Origin of the sequence: Pseudomonas putida (genome assembly GCF_005080685.1) — a bacterium.
GTDB lineage: Bacteria > Pseudomonadota > Gammaproteobacteria > Pseudomonadales > Pseudomonadaceae > Aquipseudomonas > Aquipseudomonas putida_V.
This window is the reverse complement of sequence record NZ_CP039371.1, coordinates 2,584,085-2,610,205: the sequence shown is the minus strand read 5'-3', so window position 1 is coordinate 2,610,205 and position 26,121 is coordinate 2,584,085. Positions and strand designations below refer to the sequence as shown.

Annotated in this window: 28 protein-coding genes and 1 riboswitch; of the genes, 18 read left to right on the top strand and 10 right to left on the bottom strand. The window is 64.1% G+C overall.

Annotation, left to right across the window (positions count from 1 at the left end; translation table 11 throughout):
• The first annotated feature begins 50 nt into the window (after positions 1-50).
• The gene (locus E6B08_RS12015; protein ID WP_136914199.1) at positions 51-620 is read left to right on the top strand and encodes a GNAT family N-acetyltransferase; all 570 of its coding nucleotides are present in this window, start codon (positions 51-53) and stop codon (positions 618-620) included.
• A 61-nt stretch (positions 621-681) separates the two neighbouring features.
• Here the strand turns inward: E6B08_RS12015 and E6B08_RS12010 are convergent, their stop codons facing one another.
• Positions 682-1,428 carry an outer membrane beta-barrel protein gene (locus E6B08_RS12010; protein WP_136914198.1) on the bottom strand — a complete coding sequence of 249 codons (747 nt, stop codon included), beginning with the start codon at positions 1,426-1,428 and terminating at the stop codon, positions 682-684.
• A 219-nt stretch (positions 1,429-1,647) separates the two neighbouring features.
• Between E6B08_RS12010 and E6B08_RS12005 the strand changes: the two genes are divergently transcribed.
• The 6 genes from E6B08_RS12005 to E6B08_RS11980 all read left to right on the top strand — a co-directional run bounded on the left by E6B08_RS12005 (position 1,648) and on the right by E6B08_RS11980 (position 7,748).
• Positions 1,648-2,814, top strand: coding sequence for a DUF1624 domain-containing protein (locus E6B08_RS12005; RefSeq protein WP_136914197.1), 1,167 nt, complete (start codon positions 1,648-1,650; stop codon positions 2,812-2,814).
• A 28-nt stretch (positions 2,815-2,842) separates the two neighbouring features.
• A riboswitch (cobalamin riboswitch) is annotated at positions 2,843-3,041 on the top strand.
• 112 nt (positions 3,042-3,153) lie between these two features.
• Positions 3,154-4,164, top strand: coding sequence for an ABC transporter substrate-binding protein (locus E6B08_RS12000; RefSeq protein ID WP_136914196.1), 1,011 nt, complete (start codon positions 3,154-3,156; stop codon positions 4,162-4,164).
• Positions 4,164-5,180 (top strand): FecCD family ABC transporter permease, encoded by a 1,017-nt coding sequence (locus E6B08_RS11995; RefSeq protein ID WP_136914195.1) that lies wholly within the window; start codon positions 4,164-4,166, stop codon positions 5,178-5,180. The genes E6B08_RS12000 and E6B08_RS11995 overlap by 1 nt, the downstream gene beginning before the upstream one ends.
• Positions 5,177-5,965 (top strand): ABC transporter ATP-binding protein, encoded by a 789-nt coding sequence (locus E6B08_RS11990; RefSeq protein WP_136914194.1) that lies wholly within the window; start codon positions 5,177-5,179, stop codon positions 5,963-5,965. The genes E6B08_RS11995 and E6B08_RS11990 overlap by 4 nt, the downstream gene beginning before the upstream one ends.
• 17 nt (positions 5,966-5,982) lie before the next feature.
• Complete coding sequence (locus E6B08_RS11985) at positions 5,983-6,414, top strand: pseudoazurin (protein ID WP_136914193.1); 432 nt, start codon at positions 5,983-5,985, stop codon at positions 6,412-6,414.
• Positions 6,411-7,748, top strand: coding sequence for an OprD family porin (locus tag E6B08_RS11980; protein ID WP_136914192.1), 1,338 nt, complete (start codon positions 6,411-6,413; stop codon positions 7,746-7,748). The genes E6B08_RS11985 and E6B08_RS11980 overlap by 4 nt, the downstream gene beginning before the upstream one ends.
• On the opposite strand, the gene E6B08_RS11975 is transcribed toward E6B08_RS11980, so the two are convergent.
• Both E6B08_RS11975 and E6B08_RS11970 read right to left on the bottom strand, forming a co-directional pair.
• Complete coding sequence (locus tag E6B08_RS11975; RefSeq protein ID WP_192938655.1) at positions 7,731-8,090, bottom strand: hypothetical protein; 360 nt, start codon at positions 8,088-8,090, stop codon at positions 7,731-7,733. The two genes, E6B08_RS11980 and E6B08_RS11975, sit on opposite strands and share 18 nt — an antisense overlap.
• A gap of 103 nt (positions 8,091-8,193) precedes the next feature.
• Positions 8,194-8,691: a GNAT family N-acetyltransferase gene (locus tag E6B08_RS11970; protein WP_136914191.1), complete on the bottom strand. Its 498-nt coding sequence runs from the start codon at positions 8,689-8,691 to the stop codon at positions 8,194-8,196.
• A gap of 100 nt (positions 8,692-8,791) precedes the next feature.
• Between E6B08_RS11970 and E6B08_RS11965 the strand changes: the two genes are divergently transcribed.
• From E6B08_RS11965 to E6B08_RS11935, 7 genes are all read left to right on the top strand, one after another.
• Positions 8,792-9,271, top strand: coding sequence for a hypothetical protein (locus E6B08_RS11965; protein ID WP_136914190.1), 480 nt, complete (start codon positions 8,792-8,794; stop codon positions 9,269-9,271).
• Positions 9,272-9,362: 91 nt separating this feature from the next.
• Positions 9,363-10,379 (top strand): UV DNA damage repair endonuclease UvsE, encoded by a 1,017-nt coding sequence (uvsE, locus tag E6B08_RS11960; RefSeq protein ID WP_136914189.1) that lies wholly within the window; start codon positions 9,363-9,365, stop codon positions 10,377-10,379.
• A gap of 85 nt (positions 10,380-10,464) precedes the next feature.
• Positions 10,465-10,851, top strand: a complete 387-nt coding sequence (locus tag E6B08_RS11955; RefSeq protein ID WP_136914188.1) for a hypothetical protein — start codon at positions 10,465-10,467, stop codon at positions 10,849-10,851.
• A gap of 172 nt (positions 10,852-11,023) precedes the next feature.
• Complete coding sequence (locus E6B08_RS11950) at positions 11,024-11,800, top strand: ParA family protein (RefSeq protein ID WP_136914187.1); 777 nt, start codon at positions 11,024-11,026, stop codon at positions 11,798-11,800.
• A gap of 137 nt (positions 11,801-11,937) precedes the next feature.
• Positions 11,938-12,675 carry a hypothetical protein gene (locus tag E6B08_RS11945; RefSeq protein WP_136914186.1) on the top strand — a complete coding sequence of 246 codons (738 nt, stop codon included), beginning with the start codon at positions 11,938-11,940 and terminating at the stop codon, positions 12,673-12,675.
• Positions 12,676-12,793: 118 nt separating this feature from the next.
• Complete coding sequence (aroQ, locus tag E6B08_RS11940) at positions 12,794-13,243, top strand: type II 3-dehydroquinate dehydratase (RefSeq protein WP_136914185.1); 450 nt, start codon at positions 12,794-12,796, stop codon at positions 13,241-13,243.
• Positions 13,240-14,088, top strand: coding sequence for a shikimate dehydrogenase (locus tag E6B08_RS11935; RefSeq protein ID WP_136914184.1), 849 nt, complete (start codon positions 13,240-13,242; stop codon positions 14,086-14,088). The genes aroQ and E6B08_RS11935 overlap by 4 nt, the downstream gene beginning before the upstream one ends.
• Positions 14,089-14,136: 48 nt before the next feature.
• On the opposite strand, the gene E6B08_RS11930 is transcribed toward E6B08_RS11935, so the two are convergent.
• Positions 14,137-14,673 carry a thioredoxin family protein gene (locus E6B08_RS11930; protein WP_136914183.1) on the bottom strand — a complete coding sequence of 179 codons (537 nt, stop codon included), beginning with the start codon at positions 14,671-14,673 and terminating at the stop codon, positions 14,137-14,139.
• Positions 14,663-14,938, bottom strand: coding sequence for a DUF2790 domain-containing protein (locus tag E6B08_RS11925; RefSeq protein ID WP_136914182.1), 276 nt, complete (start codon positions 14,936-14,938; stop codon positions 14,663-14,665). Before E6B08_RS11925 ends, E6B08_RS11930 begins: the two co-directional genes overlap by 11 nt.
• Before the next feature lie 219 nt (positions 14,939-15,157).
• Here E6B08_RS11925 and E6B08_RS11920 point away from each other — a divergent pair, with 219 nt between their 5' ends.
• The 4 genes from E6B08_RS11920 (at position 15,158) to E6B08_RS11905 (ending at position 18,436) form a co-directional block, all read left to right on the top strand.
• Entirely contained in the window at positions 15,158-15,898 is a 741-nt protein-coding gene (locus tag E6B08_RS11920) for a response regulator (protein ID WP_136914181.1), read from the top strand.
• On the top strand, positions 15,895-17,181 hold the full coding sequence (locus tag E6B08_RS11915) for a sensor histidine kinase (protein ID WP_136914180.1): 1,287 nt from the start codon (positions 15,895-15,897) through the stop codon (positions 17,179-17,181). Before E6B08_RS11920 ends, E6B08_RS11915 begins: the two co-directional genes overlap by 4 nt.
• Positions 17,182-17,308: 127 nt before the next feature.
• Entirely contained in the window at positions 17,309-17,926 is a 618-nt protein-coding gene (locus E6B08_RS11910; RefSeq protein ID WP_136914179.1) for a ferric reductase-like transmembrane domain-containing protein, read from the top strand.
• A 15-nt stretch (positions 17,927-17,941) separates the two neighbouring features.
• Positions 17,942-18,436: a DoxX family protein gene (locus tag E6B08_RS11905; protein ID WP_136914178.1), complete on the top strand. Its 495-nt coding sequence runs from the start codon at positions 17,942-17,944 to the stop codon at positions 18,434-18,436.
• Positions 18,437-18,541: 105 nt separating this feature from the next.
• Here the strand turns inward: E6B08_RS11905 and E6B08_RS11900 are convergent, their stop codons facing one another.
• The 5 genes from E6B08_RS11900 to E6B08_RS11880 form a co-directional block, all read right to left on the bottom strand.
• Positions 18,542-19,249 (bottom strand): DNA-binding domain-containing protein, encoded by a 708-nt coding sequence (locus E6B08_RS11900; protein WP_136914177.1) that lies wholly within the window; start codon positions 19,247-19,249, stop codon positions 18,542-18,544.
• A complete protein-coding gene (locus tag E6B08_RS11895) occupies positions 19,242-20,075 on the bottom strand; it encodes a DUF692 domain-containing protein (RefSeq protein WP_136914176.1) in 834 nt (277 codons plus the stop codon). The genes E6B08_RS11900 and E6B08_RS11895 overlap by 8 nt, the downstream gene beginning before the upstream one ends.
• A gap of 73 nt (positions 20,076-20,148) precedes the next feature.
• Positions 20,149-20,589 (bottom strand): EF-hand domain-containing protein, encoded by a 441-nt coding sequence (locus tag E6B08_RS11890; protein WP_136914175.1) that lies wholly within the window; start codon positions 20,587-20,589, stop codon positions 20,149-20,151.
• Between the two features lie 176 nt (positions 20,590-20,765).
• Complete coding sequence (locus tag E6B08_RS11885; protein WP_136914174.1) at positions 20,766-21,320, bottom strand: DUF4174 domain-containing protein; 555 nt, start codon at positions 21,318-21,320, stop codon at positions 20,766-20,768.
• 215 nt (positions 21,321-21,535) lie between these two features.
• Positions 21,536-26,110, bottom strand: coding sequence for an NEL-type E3 ubiquitin ligase domain-containing protein (locus E6B08_RS11880; RefSeq protein WP_192938654.1), 4,575 nt, complete (start codon positions 26,108-26,110; stop codon positions 21,536-21,538).
• Positions 26,111-26,121 lie beyond the last annotated feature (11 nt).

The window sequence follows — 26,121 nt, the reverse complement described above, 5'->3', positions numbered from 1 at the left end:
GCGGCGCCAGCCCACCCAGACTTGGCGGCCCAGCCATTGCAGGTAACGCCATGACCCTTCTGCGCCCCATGACCCCAGACGACTTCGAGCGGTTCTGGCCGACCTTCCAGGCCGTGATTCAGGCCCGTGAAACCTACGCGCTCGCCCCGGACATGAGCATCGAACAGGCTCGCCGGCTGTGGCTCGAACTGCCGCTGCACAGCTGGGTGGCCGAACAGGACGGCGAACTGCTGGGCGCCTATTACCTCAAGGCCAACGCCGCAGGCCCCGGTGGGCATGTCGGCAACTGCGGCTACGTGGTCTGCGAAGCCGCCCGTGGGCGCGGCGTGGCACGGCTGATGTGCGAGCACTCGCAAAAGCAGGCGCGCCAGGAGGGCTTCCTGGCCTTGCAGTTCAATTCGGTGGTGGCCAGCAACGAAGTGGCCGTGGCGCTGTGGCACAAGCTCGGCTTCGAGACGGTCGGGCGCTTGCCCAAGGCGTTTCGCCATGCCCGGCTGGGACTGGTGGATTGCCTGGTGATGTACAAGTGGCTGGCCGATGAGCCCGTGGTGGAAAAGCCGCCGCTGCTGATCGGACGCAAGAACATCGAGGCGCGGGTGTCGCGCCGCCGCGGGCGCTGATCGCAGCACCGGCCTCTTCGCGGGTCTACCCTCGGAGGCCGGCGCTGTCAGTCAATCAACCTCAGAACGCCAAGCCGACCTTGAAGCCGAACTCGTCACGCTTGAGCTTGGTGTTGTCGGCGGCCTCCGAGTCTTCATCGAGCTTGTACTCGGTCCGGGTGTAGTACACCCCGGCCTGCACCGGCATGCCGCCCTGCTGGTTCATCAGCAAGGTGACCTCGGCGTATGGGTTGGTGCGGTCCTTCATGTCCACGCTGTCGCTGCCAAAATCATCCACCTTGAGCCGGGCACGGCCATCGATGCTGCGGCGCGCACCGACTTCCACGCGCAGGGTCGAGGCATCGAACTGGTGGTTGTAACCCAATGCGGCCTTGGCGAATGGCGACTTGTAGGTAAGCTTGGTGTCCAGGTCGTTGATCTCAGGCTCGAAGCGCGACCAGCTATAGCCACCCCCGACGATCACATCGACGAAGTTGCGCGCATCCAGCGCCGCACGCCAGCCGAGGTCGAGGTCGGCCTGGGCCTCCTTGAGCTTGTTGTCGTTCTTCTTGCCGTACTTGGCTTCGGCACCGACCTGGTAGATGAAGCCGGATTCGGCGGTCAGCTTGTTACCAAAGGTCGCGAATACCCCCCCTTCGCCCATGTGATCCTTCTCGGACTCGCTCCCCCCTTCGAACTTGAACTTGTCGTATGCGCCGAGCAGGCCGACGCTGAACAGCGGGTCGGTGCTGGGGGCGGCGGTGGCCAGCAGGGGGCTGCCGAGCAGGGCGAACAGGCAGGTGTGGCGCAGCAGGTTACGAGCGGACATTACGTGCAGTCTCCTTGACAGAAATACGAATGACGAACGAGCGCTTCGAGACAGCCGCCGAAGCGAAAGTTCGAAAAAAACTCACTAACAACGCAGAACGATGTGATTTGACTCACATTTTTAGACGTGCAAACGGTACAAATTGCGCTACCACATCGCCTAAAAATAGTTATAAGATAACGTTTCATTTGAAATTCATTCCTGCCTGCGACCCCATCCATGACAAGCGCCTCAGCCACGCCTACCTTGCTCACCCAACGCCTGCAGAGCATCGATGCCCTGCGCGGCCTGGTCATCCTGTTCATGCTGCTGGACCACGTCCGCGAAACCTTTTTCCTGCATCGCCAGGTCAGCGATCCGATGACCATCGACGTCACCGAGCCTTCGCTGTTCTTCAGTCGCACCCTGGCGCACTTGTGCGCGCCGGTATTCGTCCTGCTCACCGGGCTGTCGGCGTGGCTGTATGGCGAGAAACACCAGGGACGCAGCGATGTCTCGGCCTTCCTGTTCAAGCGCGGGCTGTTCCTGGTGGTGCTGGAGTTCACCTTGGTCAACTTCGCCTGGACGTTCCAGCTACCGCCCAGCGTGATCTACCTGCAGGTGATCTGGGCCATCGGCATCAGCATGATCGCCCTGTCGCTGCTGGTGTGGCTGCCGCGCCCCGTGCTTGTGGCAATCGGCGCCCTGATCGTGGCCGGCCACAATTTGCTCGATGGCCTGCACTTCGGCCCTGAGTCGGCCCTGCACGTGCCATGGGCGATCCTGCATGACCGTGGCTGGCTCGAGGTATCCGAAGCGATGCGCCTGCGCACGTCCTACCCCGTACTGCCCTGGATCGGCGTGATCGCCCTGGGCTATGGCCTGGGCCCCTGGTTCGCCCGTGGCAGCGCGGCCGACCAGCGCCAGCACCGGCTGCTGGTCGCCGGCCTGGTGGCCCTGCTCGGCTTCCTCGTGCTGCGCCTGCTGAACGGTTACGGCGAGGCGCCCTGGAGCGTCCAGCCCGACTTCACCCTGACCGCGATGAGCTTCTTGAACATCACCAAGTACCCGCCATCACTGTTGTTCCTGGCCCTGACACTGAGCTGCGGGCTGTTGCTGCTGCGCGCCTTCGAACGTGCAGGCGCCACGCGCTGGATCGGCATGCTGGCGGTATTCGGTGCGGCGCCGATGTTCTTCTACCTGCTGCACCTGTACGTGTTGAAGCTGCTGTATCTGGCCTGCGTGGCCCTGTTCGGGCTGAACCATGGCGAGTACTTCGGCTTCGATGGCATCGCCTCGGTATGGCTGGTCGCGGTGCTGCTGGCGACGGCGCTGTACCTGCCGATACGCGCTTTCGCGCGGCTCAAGGCACGCCGCCGCGATATCCGCTGGCTCAAGTACTTCTGAAAATGCGTTTCACCTGGCGGCCGGATGGTCTACCATGCGGCCCGCCGGTTTCCACCACGGAATTAATAGGGAATCCCCGGCTCGCCCAGGCGAGCCAAACGGAACTGCCCCCGCAACTGTAGGTGCCGAGCCCGCTCCATCGATGCCACTGGATCTGCGATCCGGGAAGGCTGGAGCCGGGCCATGACGCACCAGTCAGGAGACCTGCCGGCCTACATTCACCAACCGGCGGGGTGTCCGGGATGGCCATCTGTACCGGTGCCGTTCGCCTTCGCGCGGGCGCTGGCGATGCCTGTCCGTGGGTTCCTCCGAGAACTGTCCGATAGGAGATCGACCAGCATGCTGCCCCGTTTCGCCACCCTGCTCGCCGGCCTGAGCCTGACCGGCCTGGCCCAGGCGGCCGCCACCCACTATCCGCTGAGCGTGCAGAACTGCACCACTACGCAGGTCTTCACCCAGGCCCCCGAACGCGTGGTCACCATCGGCCAGGCCGGCACCGAAATGCTGTATGCGCTGGGCCTGGGCGACAAGCTTGTCGGCACCTCGCTGTGGTTCAACAACGTGTTGCCCGAGTACCAGGCACTGAACGACAAGGTCGAGCGCCTGGCCGACAACGACCCGAGCTTCGAGGCTGTGGTCGGCAAGCGCCCGCAGCTGGTGACGGTGCAGTTCGAGTGGATGGTCGGGGCCCAGGGCGTAGTCGCCACCCGCGAGCAGTTCGACGAGTTGCACATCCCCACCTACCTGCTGCCCTCGGACTGCGAAGGCAAGGACAACCTGGTCGGCGCAGACGGCACCCGCCTGCAGGCATTCCAGGTCGACAGCATCTACAAGAGCGTCAGCCAACTGGCCGAGATCTTCGATGTGCAAGCACGTGGCGCGGCGCTCAACGCCGACCTGCAAGGCCGCCTGGCCAGCGCTCGTCAGCAGCTGGCCGGCAAGGACCTGAGCGACACCTCGGCGCTGTTCTGGTTCTCCAGTGCCGACCTCGACATCGATCCCTACGTAGCCGGCCGCCAGGGCGTGGCCGATTTCATGCTACGCACCCTTGGCGTACGCAACGTCGTCGAGTCGACCGAGGAATGGCCGACCGTGAGCTGGGAAACCCTGGCCAAGGCCAATCCGACGTGGTTGATCATCGCGCGCATGGACCGCCGTCGCTTCCCTGCCGACGACTACCAGAAGAAGCTCGAATTCCTTCGCAGCGACCCGGTCACCCGCAACATGGATGCGGTGAAGAACGACCGCATCATCATCCTCGACGCCGATGCCATGCAGGCGGGCATTCGCCTGTTCCGTGGCTTGCAGACACTCGCCTCGGCCTTCGCCAGCGGTAAAGCGACGCAGTGATGAGTCGCCCGCTGACCACCGGCTTCCTGGCATTGCTGGCACTGCTCGGCGCGCTTCTGGCCGGCACTGCCATCGGCGAGAGCAACCTTTCGTTCGACGTGGTGTACCGCGTGCTGGCCAACCACTTGTGGCAGGCCGGGTACCCGGTCGACCCGATCGACGCCGGCATCGTCTGGAACTACCGCCTCACCCGCACCCTGGTCGCGGCGGCCTGCGGCGCTGGCCTTGCCACCTGCGGGGTGATTCTCCAGGCACTGCTGCGCAACCCGTTGGCCGAGCCGTACCTGCTGGGCCTCTCGGCTGGCGCCTCGACCGGTGCGGTGCTGGTCGGCCTGCTGGGCTGGGGCAGCATCGCCCTGAGCTTGTCCGGGGGCGCCTTCATCGGCGCACTGGCGGCCTTCATCCTGGTGCTGGTACTGGCACGCGCCGCCGGCCCCAGCAGCAACAATGCCCAGGTGATCCTCGCTGGTATTGCCGGCTCGCAGTTGTTCAACGCATTGACCGCGTTCCTTATCACCAAGTCGGCGACCGCCGAGCAGGCCCGGGGCATTCTGTTCTGGTTGCTGGGTAACCTCAGCGGGGTGCGCTGGCCGTCGGTATGGCTGGCCTTGCCAGTGGCGCTGGGTGGCTTGCTGGTGTGCCTGTGGCACCGCCGCGCCTTGGACGCCTTCACCTTCGGCGCCGATTCGGCCGCCTCGCTCGGCATTCCCGTGCGCCGCACGCAACTGCTGCTGATCAGTTGTGCGGCACTGGTCACTGCGGTGATGGTGTCGATCGTCGGCGCCATCGGCTTCGTCGGCCTGGTCATCCCGCATGCCCTGCGCCTGTTGCTGGGGCCCGGCCACAGCCGCCTGCTTCCGGCAAGCGCGCTGGGCGGTGCGTTGTTCCTGATTGCCGCCGACGTGCTGTCGCGCACGTTGATCCCCGGCCAGGTGATCCCGGTTGGCGTAGTCACCGCATTGATAGGCGCACCGGTATTCGCCCTGATCCTGGTCAGTCGAAGGAGGCAGCCATGACCCTCATGCCCACCCTCGGCGTCGCTCCCCTGGCCTGCGCCAGTCTTGGCCTGCAGCTGGGCGGCCGAGCGGTACTGAGCGACATCGACCTGACGCTGTTCCCCGGCGAAACCCTGGGTATCGTCGGCCCCAACGGCTCGGGCAAGTCCTCACTGCTCAAGCTTCTGGCAGGCTTGCGCACGCCCACCAGCGGCAATGTGCAGTTGCTCGGCGAACCGCTGGCCAGCCTGCCCCGGCGCCGCATCGCCCAGGCCCTGGCGTTGGTCGAGCAGCAGGCAGACACCCTCGATGCCATCAGCGTGTACGACGCCGTCGCTCTTGGCCGCACACCATGGCTGTCGGCGCTGGCGCCGTTCGCCAGGGAGGACCGCGCCATCGTCGAACAGGCCCTGGTCGATGCCAATGCCCTGCACCTGCGTGCACGCCTCTGGGGCTCGTTGTCCGGCGGCGAGCGCCAGCGCGTGCATATCGCCCGCGCCCTGGCCCAGCGCCCCCAGGTGCTGTTGCTGGACGAGCCGACCAACCATCTCGACATCCAGCATCAACTGGGCCTGCTTCGTCAGGTACAGGCGCTGCCGGTGACTACGCTGGTGGCCCTGCACGATCTCAACCAGGCCCTGACCTGCGACCGTCTCGCGGTGCTCGACCAAGGCCGCCTGGTGGCCCTGGGCAAACCACTGGACGTGCTCACCCCCGAGCGCCTGCTGAGCACCTTCGGCGTGCATGCCCACTATCTCACCGACCCTTTTGACGGCGCGCGCATCCTGCGTTTTCGCGCCCCTTGAAACAGGAAGTTGCCACGATGTTGCGCCCCATCGCCCTGCTGCTCGCCAGCGCCCTTTTCGCCCCTGCCGCGCTGGCCGAGGTGCATGAAGTGAAAATGCTCAATCGCGGGGTGGCAGGCGCCATGGTGTACGAGCCGGATCACCTGCGCATTGCCCCAGGCGACACGGTGCGCTTCCTGCCGACCATGAGCGGGCACAACGCCGCCAGCCTGCCAGGGCTACTGCCCGAGGGCGCCGAGGCGTTCAAGAGCAAGCTCAACCAACCGTTCGAGCAGACCTTCTCGGTGCCGGGACTGTATGGCATCCAGTGCATCCCGCACCTGGCCATGGGCATGGTGATGTTGATCCAGGTAGGCGACATGGCTGCGGTACAACTGCCAGGCAGCCTGCCTGAACGCGCCAAGGTTCGCCTGGCCAGCCAGTTGAGCCAGTTGGAGGCCGGCCAATGAGCCGCTGGTTGCTGGCGCTGCCGTTTCTGGGTGCCGTGCCCCTGGCCTGTGCCGATTCGGCGCAAAGCCTGAGCAACGGCCTGATCGAAGACAGCACCTGGAACCTGCTCAACCGCAGCGTGTACGACCAGCGCGACTACAAGCATGGCGCACGCAACAGCGGTGCACGTAACGCCTACAAGCCCCGCGAGCAACGCAACGGCCTGGCCGAGGAATGGGCCTACGGCTTGATGGGCACCTTCAGCTCCGGTTTCACCCAGGGCGTGATCGGTGTCGGCGTCGATGCCCATGCCTATCTTGGCGTGCAACTCGACAGCGGCGGCGGTCGCGCCGGCAAGGCGCGGCTACTCGGGCTGGACAACGACGGGCACCCCAAGAACGAGTACAGCCGCGCCGGCGCCGCGCTCAAGTTGCGCCTGTCCAACACGGTGCTGTCCTATGGCGAACAGCGGGTGAAGACGCCGGTGTTCAGCTCCTCGGACAGCCGCCTGCTACCAGAAACGGCGACCGGCTTTTTCCTCACCAGCAACGAGTTCGATACGCTCAAGTTCGTCGCCGGCCATTTCAACGAGAGCACCGACCGCAATGCCTCGAGCCACGACCAGGGCTTCGTGGTCAACTACTCCGATGGCCGCCAGGGCAACAGCTTCGACCTCGCCGGGGTAGTTTGGAACCCCGCGGCCGAATTCGGCGCCAGCCTGTACACCTCGCGCTATGAGGACAACTGGAACCAGCATTACCTGGGCAGTACGCTGACCCATGCGCTGGACGACCACCGCAGCCTCAGCCTGGACCTCAACCTGTACCGCACCACCGACACCGGCAAGGCCTATTCCGGACAGATCGACAACACCACCTGGAGCCTGGTTTCGCGCTATGCCCAGGGCCCGCACGGGTTCAGCCTCGGCTGGCAGCAGGTCGACGGCAATACCCCGTTCGACTATGTCACCCGCGGGGCCATTTTCATCGCCAACGCAGTGCAGATGTCCGACTTCAACGCGCCCAACGAGAAGTCCTGGCAGGCGCGCTACGACCTCGACATGGGCGCTTTCGGGGTGCCTGGGTTGAATCTCTCGGCGCTGTATGTGCGCGGCTTCGACATCGACGGCACCCATGTCGACCCCAATGGTGGCTACGCCTATCTGGGCTACGGCAAAGGCGGCAAGCATTGGGAGCGCGACCTCGAGGCGCGTTACGTGGTGCAGAGCGGCAAGGCCAAGGGAACGGCATTTTCCCTGCGACACAACGTGCACCGGGGCAACACCGCCCAGGCGGAACTGGACGGCAACCAGATTCGCCTGGCGGTGGAATGGCCGCTATCGGGCGGGCTCTGAGCGTTGCGTCAGCATGAGAAGTGGGTTGGCGGCCTCACCGCAGTCCACCCCCCAAGCACTTCGCTCGAGCGGAGTCATGCGCGCCACCACCTCTTCGAAAACCTTGTTCAACTCAGCACTGAAACCACCCTGCAGGTGGTAACAGGTCAGCAGAAAACGCTTCACCGCCTGCGGCCAGGCGCCATCCTTGTGCGCCGTGACGATGACCGCCTTGGCATCTTGTCCCTGGGGCGTGGGCCGTACTTGTTCGAGCCGACGTTCGAAGTCGGCATAGGTCCAGGCATCGTGCCGGTCCTCGAATTCGTCCAGCAGCTTGAGCTTGTACAGGGCAATGTGCGGCATCGGCAGACTCCGGTAGGGATGGTTTACCCGGACGGTAAGCCAACCGGAGCGTCAGCAAAATGAACGCGTTGATCACTGAATCGACGGTTGTGTCGGAGTTTTCCTACACCAGCCGCCTGTCCATGTGCGTGGTCTGCCAGAGCGGATCCGCCTCGACATCGACTATCCGGAATCCTTGCCGCTCCCAGAAGCGGATCGCGCCAGGCAGAAAGGGGTGGGTATGCAGGTACAGGCACTCGACGCCGGCAGCGACGGCACGTTGGCCCAACGCCTCGACCAAGGCAGCGGCCAAGCCATGGCGCCGATAGCCTGGCAGCACGAACAGACGCACCACCTCGACCACGCGTTGCCCCTGGTAGTCCAATTGGCCGAAGCGATGGTCGTACGGCAGGTAGCCGATGGCCGCGATCAAACGGCCCTGATCGCGCGCCACCAGAAAGTGCCCAGCGCCATCCAGGTAGGTCTCGGCGAAATGCACCAGGTCCCTGGGCAGCGGGCTTTCGGCCAGCAAGGGAAACAGCTCGCGTCGGGCCGTGTCGACGAACGCGACGGTTTCGGCGATCTCGTCGCGGGTAGGCGGTTGGATGATCCAGTCAGGCATGGCAGCACGCACACAGTGAAGTCGGCCACGTTCTACCCCAGGCAACGCCTCGGTGCAAATCGGTATAATCGCCCCATTCACTCCCATCCCAGGCCATCCCATGCCCCGCTTGCCGAAGTTGCTGCTGCCCCTGCTGCTTGTCACCACCCTCGCCGCCTGCGACCAGAAACCCACCCGCGAGGAGCAGATCCTGGAAAAGCTGCCGTTGCAGGATGCCTACGCGCACAACATTGGACGCATGGCCGCCCTGCTGACCCGCACCCACCCGCAGCTTGACCAGGCACAGATCGAGACCGTGCTGCGCAAGCACCTCACCGTCGAGGATCAGCGCCAGGACCTGTTCAAGCTCTACAGCGAAAAGAACTTCAGCGATGCCGAGTTCGCCACCATCGTCGAAGCCACCCAGGACCCGGCCAAGGCCAAGGCCCTGGAGGAAACCGACGAAGGCAAGCGCCTGAGCGAGAAGCTGACCACGCTGATGCGCGAAACAGCCAACGATGCCAGCGTACAGGCGCTGGCCGAGCAACGCATGCAGCAGGTCGAAGACGAGCTGACCGCACTGGAGAAGGCCGGCTCCTGAGCCCTTCCTGCCGTCGGCAAGGGCGGGCCAAAGTGATCGTTCGGTGTTCGCCGGGGTCCATTGAGCATCCCCCCTTGCCCGGAGTCCAAACATGCCCCGCCTGGGCTTTGCCTGCCAGTATCGCCACCCCCATCGCAGCGACTCGATAAAGGCCCTGGAAGCCATCGAGCGCACCTTCAACCCGCGCACCACCACCCTGCGCTGGCTGTCCACGGCCTCGCCACAGGCCGCGCGGGCCAAGCTGCTGGAGCTGGTGCGGCATAACCTCGACGCGCAATTGCGCCTGCTGGCCTACGTCGGCGAGTTGCCGCCGATCCTGCGCATGCTGCGCCTGAGTAGCGACCTGCTGCCGCTTTACAGCCACCCCAGCATCGCCGCGATCTACCAGGAGAGCGACTTTCAGGCGCTGATGCGCGAGCGCTTCGCCGCCATCGGCGCCGTGGCCCGGGAAGCCGACATTCGCTTGTCGTTCCACCCTGGGCAGTATTGCGTGCTGGGCTCGGACCGACCGGAGGTGGTGGAGAACAGCCTGGCCGAGTTCGAGTATCACGCCGACATGATCCGCATGATGGGCTACGGCGTGCGCTTTCAGGACTTCAAATGCAACATCCACATCGCCGGCCGTCTCGGCGCGGCGGGCATGCGCGCCGTGTGGCCGCGACTGTCGGCAGTAGCGCGAAATGTCATCACCCTGGAAAACGACGAAAAGACCTACGGTGTAGACGATTGCCTGGCCCTGGCCGACCTGGCACCCGTTGTGCTGGACATCCACCATTGCTGGATACACGAAGGCGACTACATTGCCCCGCAGGATGCCCGCATCCCGCGCATCATCGACAGTTGGCGGGGCGTACGGCCGGTGATGCATTACTCGCAGCCGCCCGAGTCGCTACAGGCGCTGGGCTTCGACGCCGAATGCAAACTGACCATCCCGGCCCTGCTGGAGCGCCTGAACAAGCGTGACCTGTATGCCCACAGCGCGCAAATGTGGAACCACTGGACCAACCGCTACGCCCTGCAGTTTCTCGACCGCTTCGACATCATGTTCGAGGCCAAGGACAAGAACCTGGCCACGCTCGCGTTTTACCAACAGTACCTCGCCGAATGAACATCTGCCCGTCCGTCGCCGCCATCGCACCGCTGCCGCTTGCCCTCGGCCGAACGGAAGTAATCCCCCATAAAGGAGATTGACCATGAAGCAGATGACGCCTTACGCGCTATTGCTGGCCCTGTGCCTGGGCGCAAGCGCACCGATCGCCCTGGCGGCGACCGACATGAACGACCCTGGCAACGCCACCCACGGCATGGGCACCGGCACCATGAACGGCGGCACTGACGGTGCGACCGGATCGGGAACCCCAGGCGATGCCACAGGGAGTGGCAACGGAACCGATCGCAATGACACCGACAACACGGGCGGTGACGGCACGACCCACGATTCCGGAACGAAGGACGGGAACATGGGGCCAGGCGGTGTCGGCAATGGTACCGGCAGCGGAACGGGCAGTGGTAATGGCACGGGAACTGGGACTGGCACCGGCAGCGGATCCGGTGCAATGGGCGGTTCTGGCGGCAGCTGAAGCGCCCCTGCAAGGACCTAATCGCCGGCTTGTCGGCGATAAGGCCCGCAACCCAAACGACGACACTCGAACGTGGACTACGCTAGTTGTAACAACCCTTGTCATAAAACTGTCGTCTTATGGTCATAGGATTGCCAGCAACCTGACATTTCCCATTCACGGAAGAAGCCCCATGCGTCGTGTCGTGTTCAACCAGAAAGGTGGCGTAGGAAAATCGAGTATCGCCTGTAACCTTGCGGCGGCCAGCGCCGCGGAAGGCTACCGGACGTTGTTGCTCGACCTCGATCCGCAAGCCAACGCCACCTACTACCTCACCGGCCTCACTGACGACCGAATCCCCTCGGGCATCGCCGACTTCTTTCGCCAGACGCTGTCGCCAGTGACCGCCGCCGGCAAGAAACACCGCGCTCACATCACCGAGACACGCTATGACAACCTTCACCTGATCACCGCCAGCCCCGACCTCAGCGACCTGCAGAGCAAGCTGGAGAGCAAGTTCAAGATCAACAAACTGCGCAAGCTGCTGGTGGAGCTGGGCGAGGATTACGAGCGCATCTATATCGACACACCACCCGCGCTCAATTTCTATACCTTCAGCGCCCTGGTGGCCGCCGAACGCCTGCTGATTCCATTCGACTGCGACAGCTTCTCGCGCCAGGCACTGCTCAGCGTCATGGCCGAAGTCGAGGAACTGCGCCAGGACCATAACCCGAACCTGCAGGTCGAGGGCGTGGTGGTCAACCAGTTCGCCGGTCGCACCGCGCTGCACCAGACCCTGGTCGACCAGTTACGCGGCGAAGGCATGCCGGTATTGCCGGTGTACCTGAGCAGCTCGATCAAGATGCGCGAGTCGCACCAGGTTTCGGTGCCGCTGGTGCATATGGCGCCACGGCACAAGTTATCCCAGGAGTTCGTCGACTTGCTGGATGCGCTCGAACGCGCGGCTTGAACGGGCCACGCATTAGCCCTACGAGTGCAGTTAGCTTTTCCTACCTGAGAAACACATAAGTCTTAAAACGAGTGCATGGATACTGTGCGCCCCGCCAGCACATGAAGCGCTGGCGCCTGCCTTATCAAGGAAGCCACGTGCTCAAGTCGATCCCTACCTTATGTCTGGTGGCCGCCCTCGCCGGCTGCCACACTCGAACAGCCCACCCCGTGGATGAACAAGCCCGGCACGCCTTCACCCATGACATGATGCAGGCCCTGCACCAGGGCATTCGCCATGCCGACACCGGTGCGCAGGTCGGAGCCGTCTCGCTCAAGATCACGCTCGACCGGCAATCGGCCCCCATCGGTTGCGAGGCCACCAGGGCGCGCGCCAAGCATCGTCTCCTGTTACCAAGCGACGTCCCGACCACCGACTTCCAGGCGCTCGCCCGACTGGTAGAGGCGCAGTGCTGGAAGAACATCTATCCACTCGTGCCGCCCACCATGGTTGACGACGACGGCATGACGGAGATCGTCGCGCCCATGATTCTCATGCTGCCAAAGGAATTGCAAGCACCCGACACGCCACGTCGCCAAGCCAATGCACAGCGCGACTATTTCTGGCAGCACCTGCTGCGTGACCAGCAGGTGAACAGCATTGGCAGGGCCTCGGTGTACTACCAGGCGGATGCCCAAGGCAAGGTCGAGGGTTGCCTGGTGCGACTTTACCCGCACCCCATGCGCATGGCCGAGTTCCGACTGGATGGCGAACTGCAGGCCCGTCTCAACAATCGCTGCATGGCGCTCGATCTGAGGGACCTTCCGGGTTTCATCGCAGATCAACAAGGCTACACCGCACTGGATTATGCCCCCTGGCGAGTGGGGCAACCGTAACCGAGGCACGGTTCGATAATCGCCCACTTTCCGGCAAGCGCCGATTCGCCCAATTGACGAAACTAACCAGGTAGTACAAAGATAATGGCAACCAACAACAACAAAGGCGATGTCTGCCATGAAGCCCCTCATCCTTGTCCTCAACGGCCCCAACCTCAACATGCTGGGCACCCGTGAACCCGGCCAGTACGGCCACGAAACCCTCGCTGACCTTGGCCAACGCTGCGCCGTCGCCGCCCAGACCCATGGCCTGGAAATCGAGTTCCGCCAGACCAACCACGAAGGCGAGCTGATCGACTGGATCCACGCCGCACGGGCACGCTGCGCCGGTATCCTGATCAACCCCGGCGCCTGGACCCACACCTCGGTGGCCATCCGCGACGCCCTGGTCGCCAGCGAGCTGCCAGTGATCGAAGTGCACCTGTCGAACGTGCACAAGCGCGAGCCGTTCCGCCATGTATCGTTCGTCTCGAGCATTGCCGTGGGCGTGATCTGCGGCCTCGGCAGCCAGGGTTACCGCATGGCCCTGAGCTACTTCGGCGAACTGTTCAAGGAGCAGGCCGCATGAGCCAACCTGCCGTTCTCGCCGGCCTGATTGGCCGTGGCATCCAGCTTTCCCGTACCCCGGCGCTGCACGAGCACGAAGGCGATGCCCAAGCCCTGCGTTACCTGTACCGGCTGATCGACGCCGACCAACTGGGTGTCGACGACAACGCCCTGCCGCGTCTGCTCGACGCCGCGCAGCACACAGGCTTCACTGGGCTCAATATCACCTATCCGTTCAAGCAGGCGATCCTGCCATTGCTCGATGACCTTTCGGACGAAGCACGCGGAATCGGCGCGGTGAATACCGTGGTGTTCAAGGAAGGCAAGCGGATCGGCCACAACACCGACTGCCTTGGCTTTGCCGAAGGTCTGCGTCGCGGCCTGCCGGACGTAACACGGCGACAGGTGGTACAGATGGGCGCAGGCGGCGCAGGCGCGGCGGTGGCGCATGCCCTGCTCAGCGATGGGGTTGAGCGGCTGGTGCTGTTCGAGGTCGATGCGGCGCGCGCGCTGGCCCTGGTCGACAACCTCAATGCACACTTCGGGCCTGGCCGTGCGGTTGCCGGTACCGACTTGGCAAGCGCGCTGGCCGAAGCCGATGGGCTGGTCAACACCACGCCTGTGGGCATGGCCAAGCTGCCGGGCACGCCATTGCCGGTCGAGTTGCTGCATGCCAGGTTGTGGGTGGCCGAGATCATCTACTTCCCGCTCGAGACCGAACTGCTGCGTGCAGCGCGGGCCCTGGGCTGCCGTACCCTGGACGGCGGCAGCATGGCGGTGTTCCAGGCAGTGAAGGCGTTCGAGCTGTTCAGTGGGCGTCCTGCCGATGCGCAACGCATGCAGGCCCATTTCGCCAGCCTCGGCTGAATCCACGCCCCCGGTTCGCGGACGCACTGCGTTTCGGGGGACGCCTGATCACCCTCGCTCATCGAGCAAGGCCTTGATCACCTTCTCCTGCCCGGCGTAGTCGCCTTCGCCGAAGTGCACATGGCGAACCTGCCCCTGCCGATCGACGAAGTAATGGGCAGGCCAGAACTGATTGCCCCAGGCATTCCACACCTGATGATCGTTATCCACCGCCACCGGATAGCCGATGCCGAGGTTCGCCACCTTGCTCTTCAGGGTGCCGACATCGCGCTCGTAGTCGTACTCCGGCGTATGCACACCGACCACTACCAGGCCCTGATCGGCATAGCGCCGTGCCCACTCATTGACGTGCGGCAGGCTGCGCTGGCAATTGATGCAGTCCCAGGTCCAGAAATCCACCAGCACCACCTTGCCCTTGAGCTGCGCAGCGTCCAGTGCAGGCGAATTGAGCCAAGCGCTGGCCCCGGACAGCGATGGCATGGGGCCGTAGCTGTCACGTGCCATCAGTTGGCTGGCCAGGCCCAGGCCCAACAGGGCCAGGGCCACGCCACCCGCCGCGAGCAACCGCCGTCGCTCAACTCTCATGGCAACCCCCGGTGGCATAGGTGCGGTATTCGACACTCTGCGCATGGCCCTTGGAGTCGATGTAGTCCATGCGCGTGTTGACCAGGCCACAGGCATTGCTCTGCTGGTCCTGGACCGAGAGCACTTTCTGCACATCCAGCCTGTCGCCATAGCGGTACTGCATCACTGCGGCCTCTGGCGAAGGGGCAGTGGCCGCCTGGGCGGTGACGGCGGCAACGCTCAGCATGGCAAGCAGGCTGGCGCTGGCAAGGGTCTTGAAGTTCATGGCATCTCTCCTGTGCAACGTTGGGGTGTGGGGAGGTTCACTCCCCGGTCGAGAGCCATTTCACGCCTGCCAGGTATCGCGTATGTGTCGTGCAGCCCTGTGATGTGCTTCCTGCTGTATCTGTACGCCAGCCAGATACACTGCAATACAAACCCACGCAGGCACGGACGCGAACGCTCGGTACACTGCGCCCAACCCACCCATACAGGAAGGCAACGAATGGACCACGTCGATCACATCCTGATCGTCGACGACGACCGCGAAATCCGCGAGCTGGTCGGCAACTACCTGAAGAAGAACGGCCTGCGCACCAGCATCGTCGCCGACGGCCGGCAGATGCGCGCGTTCCTCGAGGCCAACAGTGTCGACCTGATCGTCCTCGACATCATGATGCCCGGCGACGACGGCCTGCTCCTGTGCCGTGAGCTGCGCGCCGGCAAGCACCGCAACACCCCCGTGCTGATGCTGACTGCGCGCAACGACGAGACCGACCGCATCATCGGCCTGGAGATGGGCGCCGACGACTACCTGACCAAGCCCTTCTCGGCCCGCGAGCTGCTGGCACGTATCAATGCCGTACTGCGCCGCACACGCATGCTGCCGCCCAACCTGACCATCAGCGAAAGCAGCCGCCTGCTCGGCTTCGGCCAGTGGCGCCTGGACACCACCGCCCGCCACCTGCTCGACAGCGAAGGCACCCTGGTGGCGCTCAGCGGCGCCGAATACCGATTGCTGCGGGTGTTCCTCGATCACCCGCAGCGGGTGCTCAGCCGCGAGCAACTGCTCAACCTCACCCAAGGGCGCGAGGCGGACATCTTCGACCGCTCCATCGACCTGCTGGTCAGCCGCCTGCGCCAACGCCTGGGTGATGATGCCCGGGAACCTGCCTGCATCAAGACGGTTCGCAGCGAGGGCTATGTGTTCTCGCTGCCCGTGCAATTGCTCGAGTCGCCATCATGAAGTGGCCCTCCACCCTGGCTTCGCGCCTGGCGCTGATCTTCTTCACCGGACTGGTGCTGGCCTACGGCCTGTCGTTCAGCCTGCAGGCCTACGAGCGCTATATCAGCAGCCGTTCGATGATGCTCAGCAACCTGGAGCTGGACGTGGCCACCTCGGTGGCGATCCTCGATCGCCTGCCGGCCGCCGAGCGCGCAGCGTGGTTGCCGCGCCTGGAGCGGCGCAACTACCGTTACCGGCTCGACGATGGCTTGCCGGGCGATGCGATGCCCAGTACCAATCCACCCATGGCCGCCGAATCCATCGTCAGGGCGATCGGCGATGACTACCGCCTGACGTTCCAGGACATTCCCGGCCCCAATGCGCATTTCCAGGCGCACCTGCGCCTGGCCGACGGTGCGCCGCTGACCATCGACGTGACCCCGAACCCGGTGCCCACGGCACGCTGGCTGCCGCTGGTGCTGCTGATCCAGCTCGTCGTACTGCTGTTGTGCACCTGGCTGGCGGTACGCCTGGCGATCCGCCCGTTGACCCGCCTGGCGCAGGCGGTCGACGACCTCGACCCGGACAAGCCCGGGGTGCAGCTGGATGAAAGCGGCCCGCGCGAGGTGCGCTACGCGGCGGTCGCCTTCAACGCCCTGCAGGCTCGCATCGCGGCCTATCTCAAGGAACGCATGCAATTGCTGGCAGCGATCTCCCATGACCTGCAAACCCCGATCACGCGCATGAAACTGCGCGTCGAGGTCATGGATGAAGGGCCGGAGAAGGACAAACTGTGCAACGATCTGGATGCCATGGAGCATCTGGTGCGTGAAGGCGTGGCCTACGCCCGCAGCATGGACATCAACACCGAGGCGCCCTGTCGCATCAATCTCGACGCGTTTCTCGACAGCCTGGTATTCGACTACCAGGACAGTGGTGCCAAGGTCGAGCGCCACGGCAGCAGCGCCAGCTTGCTGGAAACACGCCCGCACGCCCTGCGCCGGGTGCTGGTGAACCTGCTCGACAACGCCCTGAAGTTCGCAGGCTCCGCGCAGCTGGAGGTGGCAAACGAACAAGGCCGCACGGTGATCCGCATCCTCGACGAAGGCCCGGGCATCCCCGGCGCCGAGTTGGCTGACGTGGTCAAGCCGTTCTACCGGGTGGAGAGTTCACGCAACCGCAGTACCGGTGGCACCGGGCTGGGCCTGGCCATCGCCCAGCAGTTGACCCAGGCGCTGGGCGGCCGCCTGACACTGAGCAACCGTGCCACAGGCGGGTTGTGCGCCCAGATAGAGTTGCCCTAGACCCACCTGGACCGCCGCGCTCGCGGCGGACCTACAAATCGATACACAACCCCTGGCGCACCGACACACTGCAGATACGCCAGCCCACCACACTCCCGGTCACACCACCACTACCGGGAGACCCACCATGAAACCCATCACCCTGCCCTCGGGCTGGAAGCTGTTCGCCGCCCTCGCCGGCCTGACCCTGCTCATGACCGCCGTGGTCCTGGCCGCCCACCCGCTGGGTGCCGATGGCCTGCGCAGTGCCATCCGGGCCACCGCCCGCAGTTCTTTCGCCTTGTTCCTGTTGGCCTTCCTCGCTTCGTCGCTGACCTCCTTGTTGCCTGGCGCCGGCAGCCGCCGCCTGCTCCGCGAACGGCGTTACCTGGGCCTGGCCTTCGCCTTCTCGCACACGGTGCACGGGTTGCTGATCTATCGCTACGCACAGCAGTTTCCAGAGCTGTTCTGGGCCGGCCGCACCGCCACCGCCAATCTACCCGGGAGCGTCGGCTACCTGTTCCTGCTACTGCTCACACTGACCTCCTTCAAGCCCACCATGCGCCTGCTCGGCGGGCGGGCCTGGAAGGTGCTGCACAGCACCGGCATGTGGGTATTGGCCGGGGTGTTCTGCCTGTCGTTCTACAAACGCATTCCCATGGGCGGCTGGTACCCGCTGGCCTTCGCCCTGATGTTCGCCGCCATCGCCCTCAAGCTCATCGCCAAGCAGGCCCAGCGCCGCCTGGCTACCGCCCCGCAGTACTGAAAGGAGATCACCGACATGCACGCACTGACCCGCACATTGAACACTTTCGACCGCCTGGGCACCTGGAGTGCCGACCTGCCTCTGCGGCTGTTCCTGGCCTGGGAATTCTTCGAGTCCGGCTGGGAGAAGTTCAACGGCAGCAACTGGTTCAGCGATATCCAGGCCAACTTCCCCTTCCCATTCGATGCGCTGCCGGCAGAGCTGAACTGGCAGTTGTCGATGTGGGCCGAACTGCTGCTGCCTCTGCTGCTGTTGCTGGGGCTGGGTACACGCCTGGCCGCAGCCGGGTTGATGGTGGTGACGGTGGTAGCGATTGCTGCTGTGCATTGGCCGGCGCATTGGTCGAGCCTGGCAGAGCTGGCCCGGGGGTATTCGATCAGCGACCAGGGGTTCGGTAATTTCAAGCTGCCGGTGATTTACCTGGTGGCGCTGTTGCCGTTGTTGCTCAGGGGGGCGGGTAGGCTGAGCCTTGATCGTTGGCTGGAAAGGCGGATTGCTGGGAGGGGGTGAGAGCGGCGTTTCGCGAAGCGTTCGCTGTAGCGTTGCAGTGCCGCACACATCGAGCGCCGCGCGGGCGGCGCTCGATGTGTGCGGCATCAATGGCGTGGCGAGCCCCTAGCAGCCCAACCGGGTTCCGATAATGACCCCCTGCCCCCGCAAGCTCTCCAACACGGCCACCCCCGCTTCGATATCCGCCCCAAGCGCCAACAGCCGCTCGCGTCCAGTTCCGTGCACCTCGGCCAACAACCGATAGGCCAACGGCGCCAGGCGAGCAAAGCGCACCTGAAAGTCTGCGTCGCGGTAAACCAACAGCAAGGTCGGCACCTCAGGCGGGGTCGACGCCTCGAACCCCGGCCCGATGCTCTCCACCGGCCATCGATAGGCCAAGACCTGGGCAGTGCACGACAACAACGGCTCGCCTTCGAGCAGATCACCCCCAGGGTCATGCGCCGGATCCTCGGCATCGCTCAAGTACACCTGCGCCTCGATCCACTCGTAATGCGCCAGCTCGAGTTGCCACGGTTCATCGAGCTCGATCCCTTGCAGGTAATCGATGAACGCCCCCGCCACTTGACTGAACAACGGTGTCTGGCTGCGGTAATTGGCGTAGAAATCATGCACCCGTGCCTGCCACCGCGACTGGCCCAGCGTTTCGCGCAACACTGGAAAACTACCCGCCAGCAACCCTTCGATGCTGCCGAAGAACAACTCGCGATAGACCTTCAGCCGCCGCGGCTCGATACCCGGCGGTGGCGCATGCCGCGCTGGGTCACGCAAGTGACGGGCCAGGGAAAACTGCTGGTCGCGCAATGTTTCACTCATGGTGGCGCCCTCCTGCGGCCTGCTGTACAGCCCGTATCCGTGCAGTCTCGTCGAGCAGCTCGGCCAGCGGTGGATAGTTGAAATCGCGCTCGAGTACGGTCGGCTGGGCGCCAAAGCGTTCACAGGCCAAGGCGAACAAGCCCCACACGTCCTCGCGCACCGGCGCCCCGTGGGTATCGACCTTGAGGTCGGGCGCCTCGTCGTAATGCCCCGCGACATGCATGCCGGTGACACGCCCCAGCGGCAGATCCCGAATGAAGGCCTGGGCGTCGTAGCCATGGTTGCAGGCGTTGACGAAGACGTTGTTGACGTCCAGCAGCAGGTCGCAGTCGGCCTCGTCGAGTACCGCACGGATGAACGCCAACTCGCTCATCGCCTGGTACGGCGCGGCGTAGTAGCTGATGTTTTCCACGGCGATGCGCCGCTGCAACTGGTCCTGGACCTGACGGATCCTGCCCGCTACATGACGCACGGCCTCATCGGTGAAGGGGATCGGCATCAGATCGTAAAGATGGCCATCGTCGCTGCAGTAACTGAGGTGTTCGCTGTAGAGGCGCACCTGGTGAAGGTCGAGAAACCGCCGCGTCTGCTCCAGCAGCGCGACATCCAGCGCGGCGGTACCGCCCAGTGACAGCGACAAGCCATGGCATGCCAGCTCAAAGCGCTCGGCCAGGCGGGCCAAGCCCTTGCCATAGGCGCCACCAACGCCGATCCAGTTCTCGGGCGCACATTCGAGAAAGTCCACGGCGCCCGTTTCCATGCCCAGCAGTTCGACCATCAAGCCCCGGCGCAGGCCGAGGCCGGTAAACAAGGGTGTTGTATTCATCACAAAGCCTCCAACAAGCACGACGCCCCGCCTGGACTACAGGCGGGGCGTCGTGTGGATTCATACGCCAGGGTCAGGACTGGTCGGCCAGGTGGCTGAAGAGATCCTTGGGCATCGGTTTGCCGTTGGCCTGGTAGATGGCCTTGAGATGATCGTAGGCTTCCTGCTCGGAGATGAAGCCATCGTGGTTGCTGTCGATCTTGTCGAAATCGGCCGCACGATCCTTGGCCACCGCCAGGAATTCCTCGCGCGACACCTTGCCGTCGTGGTTGCTGTCGGTTCGGGCGAACGAGGCATCTCCACACTTGCCCTCGCCGCATTTGCCTTCGGCCTGGGTAGCCTTGGCGCCACCACCGCACTTGCCTTCGCCACACTTGCCCTCGCCCGCTGCCTTGGCCGAAGCCAGTTGATAACCCTGCGAGAGTGGCTCGACAGCGAACGCGTTGCTGCCTATGGCCATGCTGCCGATCAGCGCCGCGCCCAGCAGGCCCAGGGTGTTCCGTGCGTTTTTCATGGTGTTGCTCCACTGTGGTTGGGAAGTGGAGCCATTAGGCCGCGACGATGTATCGCGGATGTATCGCCAACGACGGCGTTTTGTGTGGCACTGCATCATCCCAGTGCCTGGATACACAACGATACAGACCCTGTCGGCAAAGACAGGGTCTGATCGAGTTTTCGTCTGCGAACGGATCAGTCTTCGAGCGGCTTGGGTGGCGCAGCCGGTTTGGCGGGTTTGCCCGGCTTGCTTTCCTTGGCCTTGGGTTCCGGCGTGGCCGCTGCCACGGGCTCGGCCGCGGTCGTGGCCTTTTCGCTGGCGGGCAGCTCGTCGACCGCCTTGAAGATCACCTGTGGATCGATCTTCTCGCCGCTGTCGTCATCCTTGAGCACGTGCCGCTCGCCATCCTTGCCCACGAGAATGACCTTCGTACCCTTGCTGGCACCCAGCTTGAGCTCTCGGATCAAGGCCATGGTGGTCTGCTGCTCGAGGTTTTTGTCCTCACGCTTGCCGACCATTTTCGCCACGCTGTAAAGCACCAGATTGCGCTCCTTGAAACCGGCCTGGGTGGCTGGATCTTTCAGAGCCTCTTCCAGCCCGCGCAGGGTCGGGTCGGCACTGCTGGGCGCGATCACCACCAATGGCCTGGCCTTCCCCACTTCCTTGGCCAGCGGTGCATCGCTGTCGGCGGCCAACAACGGCCCGGCGATTACGAACAAAGTGGCGAGGGTCAGTGACCGAACGAGCATGCGCATCTCCTTGTTTTCTCGATAAACCAAAGACTGCGGATCAGGGAGAAAGATCCGGGTTGCGAGCCTAAACTACAGCGCCATTCTGTGCTCGCACCAACAGTAACAGGCGATTTCTACAGTCTTTTCAGATAACGCCCATAGCATTTTTGGAAAGGTCCATCACTTGCCTCAGCATAGCCGATGCCTGGGCGACAAGGCCTTGACCTATCGAGTCAAGCCGCCGACTCCCCAGCCGACTCACCGATCGCCTGCTGCGTCAGGCGCAGCATCAAGGCCCGCCGGGCCACTTCACGCTCGCTGCCCACCTGGTTCATTTCCTTCAGGTAGTCGCCTTCGGGCATACGCTCGACCGCTTCCATCAAGCGTTCGACACGGTTATGAAACGCGATATCCAACGATTCGAAACGGTCGCCGTGGGCATGCAACAAGTGCTCTTGCCAGAAATCCCGATCGATCATTGCCTGGCTGATGCGCTCAGGCGTTTCCAACAAACGCACTTCGTCGCGGGCAGCGTCGATGTCGGACTGGGCCAAGCCGGCCGTTTCGGCGAAAAGCATGTCGGAAGGTTGTGCCGGCAGGTCCAGTACATCACGCAAACCCACCCGATAGGCCAAGATCACTTCGATCTGGTCTGGATCGGCACCGGTCGCTCGTCTTGCCTCGTAATCGCGCTGGGCGATGCGGTCCACCTCTTCAAGCCGCCACAGTTGCCGCCCCAGATGGAGCAGCGCATCTTGTTCGGCTCCAGCTGCGGCTGCAGACCGGGCTCGCCACACCAGCATGCGTAGCTCCAAGCCGCTGAATGCCAGGGCTGCGCTGTCCTGGCAGGTCACCGGCAGGCTGGCCTGGGCGAACAGCTCTTCACGCAATGCGTCTCTATCGCACATCGCCTCGAGCATGCAAAACACCCGCCTCGCCAGAGGCACGGGGCGCTGCTGGAATTCAGCAGTCTGCAACAGGCGGGCCAGCAACTGGAAAAAGTCCATGCAGTCGTTATAAACCTCCAGCTCGTCCCACATCGTCGAAAGTTGTGTGCGGTCCCTGCTATCGGCGGCATCCTGCCAACGCTGACGGACGCCACTCTGGCTCATGGGCTCTGCCTCGGTTTCCGTGGACCAGCCATGAAACTGCATGAACACTTGCAGGCGTTGGGCATCGGCCTCAGCCAGTGGATTGCCATCCAGCCGGATGCTGGCACTGACCCAGGCAGGTGCGAGATAGAAGCGTTGCGGTATCCGGCGGATGCGGTTGTCGCGCAGATCCGCAACGGTGAGATCGAGTCGGGTCAGCAAGCCGATCGGCAGTTCATCCACTCCGGCCGCACGCAGGTGCAACCGCCGCAATCGCGGCATCCCGCTGACCGAAAAACTACGCCCCAGTGGGTTGTGCGAGAGGTTGAGATACTCCAAGTGCTGACAACGCGAAAGCCTCCTGATTTGCAGGCTGTCGAGCACGATCTGGTTGTCGAACAGGTCCAGCTCACGAAGTTGAGTGAGTTGCCCAAGCCCGGAGGGTAATTGGGTCAGGCGGTTGCCTCCAAGTTCCAGCGTGCGCACAGAAGGGAAGGCGCGCAGGAAGCCAGCGGGAACGTCGCCGATGCCCACATTCAGCAACGAGAGTTCGCGCACATGCTCGAACCTGGTCGGGTCCGGCAGGTCTGGCAGGCTGTCCAGGGCCAGGTGGCGAATGGTCAGGCGATAGGCGCCGGGCAGACCGGCACTGGCCCTGATGGCACGGCGTTGCCAGCAAGCCATCAAACCGGCGGCGAACTCATTCCGATCCGCCCGCTGCCGGCGATTGCTGGCCATCCGGCACCAGCTCTGCAGATGTCCATCGAGTGCCTCCAGCTCCGCGCCCAGGCGGGCAAGTTCGGTTTCGACGTTCCGCCCTGCCTGGCGCACCTGGGTCAACCAGGTCTGCACCTGTTGGTCATCGAAGGCGGGATAAAGCGCACGTACCATTGCCGACAGCGCTCTCGACCCACCACGCCAGCGGCCACGGCCACTGAGCGGATAGCCCAGACGCCCGTCCGGCAAGCGCTGCGGTGCACGGAACCAGGAACTCGCACGCGTTTCACCAAACAGCTGCGCCAATGCCTCGCGGCGTTGTCCTGCCAATGCTCCGAGCAGTACCCGCAGGTTGGCGGCAGGGAGCACAGCCAAGCCCATGGCCTGGCGCTGATCGGAGTCCAGGGCGGTGATCAACACCTCGAACAATTCGCCAGACCCAGCCAACGAACGCTGCGCGTCCAATAGCTGGAACTGACCGCGTTCGTGGACGAGGTCGAACACCCGCCCAGCCTCGGCGTCCCCGACAGTCATCAGCAAGGGGCCTTGCCGCGAGCCTTCCCACAGCCGCCAGCCGACCCCGGCAGGCGCACCCGGACAATCGCTCAGCAAGCTCAGGGTAATCCGCGCCAGGTCGGCATTCTGAGGCGCGTCCAGATACAGACCTTCCAGGCCCCTTGCCAGGCGGATCGTTCGCACGCAGGCGCGCGCGGCCTCGGCCAGACGCAACGGTATCCGCCCCTGCTCGGTGAGTACCAGCCGTTCACCGCCTTCGCTCTCCTGCAGCAGGGCCCTGGCCGCCAACGGGTGCAGGCCGGTGAAGATACGCTGCAAGGTCACGGCCTCAGGCCCCTGGTCGACCTGCGTCGCATCATACAGTGCCTGGAACAGTGCCTTGCGACGCAGGCTGGCGACTTCGGCGAGCGCCTCGTCGCCCTGCAACGTCCCACCCGCCAAGGCCTGCAGTTGCTGCATGACCTGACGATCGGTGGCCATGCTGCCGTGCTGCAATGCATCGATGACCCGCCCGACGCGGCGATCGATGGCAAAGCGAACGACGCTGTCGGTCAGCTCGGCGCTTGGCGCCAGGCCTTGCACATGCAAGGCACGCAACTGCGCGGCGTCGAGGTCATGGATGAACATCACCAGGTCGATCTGGCGGTCGTCCAGCTCCGCGAAGTCGCCACCCAAGCGTCGGAACAGTTGCGGCGTTTCGGCCCATTCTCCTGGATGTTCCGCCCACAGCCGCCAGGCCCCGGCACCGTTGTGGCAAACCCTTGGCGCATAGCCTGCTCTACTTGGCAGTTGCCATTGCCCATCGACTGCTCGTTGTTCCACGGCGTAGTAATGACCGTCCATGCGCACCCACTTCTGATCGCCGAGCCGGTACACACCGGCTTGGTCGCGCCTCGCTTCGGCGGGTGGTGCCTCCACACGCCAGGCGCCAGGGTCCGCGCGCCAGAGCTTGGGCGGCCCACGGTCCACGGCCGCCGGCACCAAATTGTCGACCCAAGTCGAACGGGTCCAGGCAGCATGGCCCAAGCCGATGGCAGCACCCGTCGCCACCACCACCGCGACATCGATGGCGACATTGATCAGGTGTTCCAAGGCTTCGGCGCTGTATCCGTCATGCCAGGCCTGGATGCCCTGGAACACTTCGTCCAGCAGTTGCCAGGCGGTGTACGCCAACAAAGCCACGCCCAGTCCGGGAATGAAGACCCCTGCCAGATTGAGCAGCGCCCAACCTTCGGCAGCCAGCCGCTGATCATGGGCAAGCTGCACCTGTCGGTCGACTGCGGCCACCGGTACGGCGATCATCGCAGCATCATCTTCGATCTGAGCGATACGCGCCGCACCCAAGGTATCGAACCAAGGTGCAGGACAGTCGTGCAAGCGCTCGTCCAGATCACTGTTGGCCAGGTCCGACAAACCCGCGTACGCCTCGATCACTTGGGAGAAGAACGCCTGGCTGTGGCGCCGCCGTACAAAGCGGGCAAAGAACTTTTGGTAGTCGCCAGTGCGCAAGCGCTTGCCCAGGTCATTGGCGAAGTGACGTAGATCCGGATAGGCCCGCCAGGGCGATTGCGGGTCACCTGGAATGTGCACCAGTACTCGGTGCGAGGAGGTGCGGATGGGGCTGTAGGTTTCGTCCCGGGCATCGAGCACGAGGATTTGCTCCAGCCGACAGCCAAGCAGCTCCAGTTGCTTGACCTCGACCGGATACTCCTGCAGCTTCAACGGTGCGTGCAGGCCGCACAAGGCAACCAGCAGCGCGTGCTCATGCGCCTCGATCTCGCCTTTGATCAGGGCCACGTGAGCATCGGCAAGCATGGCGTAGCGATGGGCACGCGCGAACAGCGAACTCACCGTGGGAACTGCGATGAATTCCTCCGACCCTGGCTCGGCGGGCGCTCGCAGCACCGACCCCAGGTGCTTCTGATAGGCTCCGCCCAAATCCAGCTTTCGGCACATGACAGCAAACTCGATGGCGCTGGGCAGCACCTTGGCGTTAGCCGTACCGGACTCGGTGCTCGTCTCGGCAATGGCCGCGGGGTCGACCAGCCGGTTGCCGACCAGTTGCCCGCCTTCCTGGCCTTCACTTGCGGTGAAATTGCGCAGCGCGGCCTCCAGCAACGGCATCTCGCGGTAGACCGGCACGGTGACCGGATAGCCGATCGGTTGCGACGTCACCACCGGCTCCCGATGGCCCCAGCGCAGCCGCAGCGCCATCACCTCGTGCCCGCTGCCGAACGCCTGATCCATGGCCAGTTGCAAGCGGGGCCGGGCGAACGCGGCAACATCCGTTATCCTGCCCAGCACGGCCCTGACCCGCTCATTGAAATACAGGCTCAGGCTCATCGCATCACCCAACCAGCGCAAATGCTCCACGCTGGCCGTGCGCAACCAGGCCGGCAGTCGCTGGGCAATCAGCCAGTCCTGGTAGGCTTCGTCGAGCGTGGGAGTTGCGGTTGTCGGGTCCTGCTGTGGTTCGTGGCTCATCCTGTCCATCC